The organism is Stutzerimonas kunmingensis (assembly GCF_032106285.1).
GTDB lineage: Bacteria > Pseudomonadota > Gammaproteobacteria > Pseudomonadales > Pseudomonadaceae > Stutzerimonas > Stutzerimonas kunmingensis_B.
In genome coordinates this window covers 1-2,833 of the sequence record NZ_DAMCPO010000065.1, presented here as the reverse complement: position 1 = coordinate 2,833, position 2,833 = coordinate 1, and the positions used below count along the sequence as shown (strand labels likewise).

Genomic DNA, 2,833 nt, shown 5'->3' with positions numbered 1-2,833 from the left:
CGCCGACATTTGCTGACTACCGCAGGAGAGGTACGCCTGTAATGCGGGAAATGGCCACCGCGAGATGCTCGCGACGGCCAAAAAAGGAGAAACGAGTGGGCTATCTGGCTGGTTTTTGATCGATTGCTCGCTTTCAAAATCGACAAGGACTGAAGTTGGCGCGAAATACCCAGCTACTTCAGACCTTCCCTAGTGCTTGCGCTTCCGATCAATGGGATAGCGGAAATGCTCATGCCGGTTGGATCGTCCGGGCATCACGTGATGTCCGATATGGAAGGTGTGGGCGCCATGACGACCGACCACGCTTCGATGGTTGGCGCCGATGACGGTGCTGAACACGAGTGCTGTGAAGCGAATGAGCATGGAACGGCGACCGTCTGCAAGACGGGCCAAGAATGCAAAACTGCAAGTATCCTTCAGCTTGTCTCAGTAAAAGCCCAGCTGATGCCTGCTGCTAAACCCGTGACCACTCCCTATAACGGCCTGATCCCCTCTAGCCTTTTAGACGCCGTCTGGCATCCACCCCGCGTCTAATTCCGATCAATTATAGGAACCGCCCGAGTGAGCATTCGGGCCGGCTACCGCGCGCCTTTGGCTCGCATGAAAGATCAGGAATCCTTCGCAAATGAAACCCCGTATTTATTGGGCGCCGCCGTACGTGGCCGCCTTGATCATGGGCGCGCTCTCGTTTCCAGGGTTAGTGTCCGCTTTGACCTTAGAACAAGCTCTGAGCGTGGCCGAGCAAGACGCGCCTTCGCTGCATGCGCAAGCCGCCAACCTGGTGGCCGCACGCAGCGCTGCAATCCCTGCCGGCGAGCTTCCTGACCCTAAACTTAAGCTTGGACTGCAAAGCGTGCCCATCGAAGGTGACGCTCGCTGGCAGTTGGAGCAAGAGGCCATGACCATGCAAATGGTTGGGGTCATGCAAGATGTGCCAAACCGAGCGAAAAGGCGCGCTCGTGTCGAGGCCGCGCAGGCTAGTGTTGCGCTCGCAAACGCCCAGCAAACGGTTGAACGTCTCGGTGTGCGCCAAGCAACCGCCGAGGCATGGATCGCTAGCTTCGCGGTCGAGCAGAAGCTAAGCCTTTTCAAGCAGCTTTACAGCGAGAATCAGCTCCTTTCGCGGGCTGTTGAGGCCCGCATTGCTGGCGGCAGCGGACAAACCGCAGACAGCGTACTTCCGAGGCAAGAGGCAGCATTGCTGGCTGAACAAGAGGATGAGCTGCTGCGTAACCAGGCTGTTGCGCGGGCCGGCCTCCGGCGCTGGATAGGCGAGCTAGCAGGCCAGCCGCTTACAGGTGACTGGCCGCAATGGCTTGCCGCCATTGATAACTATCAGCACAACCTGAACCGGCACCCGGCGTTACTCGCCTTCGACCCGATGACTCGTGAAGCGGAGGCAAAGGTTCACCAGGCCATCGCAGAGAAAACACCGGATTGGAGTTGGGGGATCGACTACCTGCGACGTGGCCGTGAGTACGGCGACATGGTGAACCTCAGCGTCAGCTTCGACCTGCCGCTGTTTACCAGCTCTCGGCAGGATCCGAAGATCGCGGCCGAACGAGCTCGCCTTGCCCAGATCGAGGCTAAGCGCCAAGCGACCTTGCGCCTGTACAACCAAGAGCTGAGTACTGACCTCGCTGAGTATCAGCGTCTGGACCGCGCACTCATCCGCCTCGACAAAACCTTACTACCCCTCGCTGAAGAGAAGGTCCGCCTTGCCATGGCCGATTACCGCTCCGGAAACGGTGAGCTGACCGCTGTGATCGAAGCGCGACGACAGCTTGTGGAGACCCGGCTACGGCATATTGACGTCGCCCGCGATCGATCGTTGAGCAATGCCCGCCTGCATTTCGCCTTTGGAGATACCCGACCATGACATTTCAACACAAGCGGCTGGTACTCGCCTTCAGTCTGCCTCTGATGATTAGCGCTGCAGCGCTAATCGGTCTGCCTACCGCAGCCTTCGGACAATCGCCTGCAGAAGAAGACAAGGAAGTGCTCTATTGGTATGACCCTATGGTCCCCCAGCAAAAGTTCGATAAGCCGGGCAAGTCGCCATTCATGGATATGGAATTGATTCCACGCTATGCAGATGAGGGAAGCGACGGGGCATCGATCAGTATCGACCCGAGCGTGACGCAGAATCTCGGCGTGCGCTTGGCAACCGTAACGCGTGAATCGATCAGCCAGTCGCTCGAAGCGACAGGCGCATTGATGTTCGACGAGCGACGCGTAGCGGTCGTGCAGGCGCGCGCCGGGGGCTTTGTTGAGCGCATCTATGACCGAGCGCCGGAAGACGTCATCAAAAAAGGAGCGCCGCTAGCCGATCTGCTGGTTCCCGAATGGGTTGCCGCACAGGAAGAGTACCTGGCGCTCAAAGGGATTGGCGAACCCCAGCTGCTCGCAGCGGCTCGCCAGCGGTTGCGCCTTGCTGGCATGCCGCCAGAAGTCATAGTGCAGCTAGAACGAACTGGTAAAGCGCGCCCTGTTTGGACAGTGAGGAGTCCAATAGGCGGCGTGCTGAACAGCCTCGACGTTCGCGAGGGCATGACCGTATCCACTGGTGCGTCTCTGGCACGTGTTAATGGGCTGGAAAAGGTATGGTTAGAGGTTGCGGTGCCTGAGGCGCAGGTTGCAAATGTGGCGCCTGGGCAGCTGGTCAACGCGCGCCTCCCGGCCTTTGCAGGTGAAGTTCTGGAAGGGACGATCCAGGCCGTACTACCACAAGCCAACTTGGATAGCCGTACTGTGCGCGTCCGGGTTGAACTGCCTAATCCGCAACAACGGCTTCGTCCCGGCATGACGGCCGAGGTGACGTTGAGTCGCAACG

At 58.9% G+C, this 2,833-nt stretch carries 3 protein-coding genes; all 3 read left to right on the top strand.

What is annotated here, in order from left to right:
• Window positions 1-288: 288 nt before the first annotated feature.
• A complete protein-coding gene (locus RT582_RS22360) occupies window positions 289-534 on the top strand; it encodes a hypothetical protein (protein ID WP_313480087.1) in 246 nt (81 codons plus the stop codon).
• A gap of 91 nt (window positions 535-625) precedes the next feature.
• On the top strand, window positions 626-1,879 hold the full coding sequence (locus tag RT582_RS22355) for a TolC family protein (RefSeq protein WP_313480086.1): 1,254 nt from the start codon (window positions 626-628) through the stop codon (window positions 1,877-1,879).
• Window positions 1,876-2,833, top strand: a 958-nt coding sequence (locus RT582_RS22350; RefSeq protein ID WP_313480084.1) for an efflux RND transporter periplasmic adaptor subunit, incomplete at its 3' end; no start/stop codon positions are given. The genes RT582_RS22355 and RT582_RS22350, both read left to right, overlap by 4 nt.

Coding starts and splice junctions, on each gene's coding strand:
- RT582_RS22360 (WP_313480087.1), top strand. CDS start 289: ATGACGACCGACCACGCTTCGATGGTTGGCGCCGATGACGGTGCTGAA.
- RT582_RS22355 (WP_313480086.1), top strand. CDS start 626: ATGAAACCCCGTATTTATTGGGCGCCGCCGTACGTGGCCGCCTTGATC.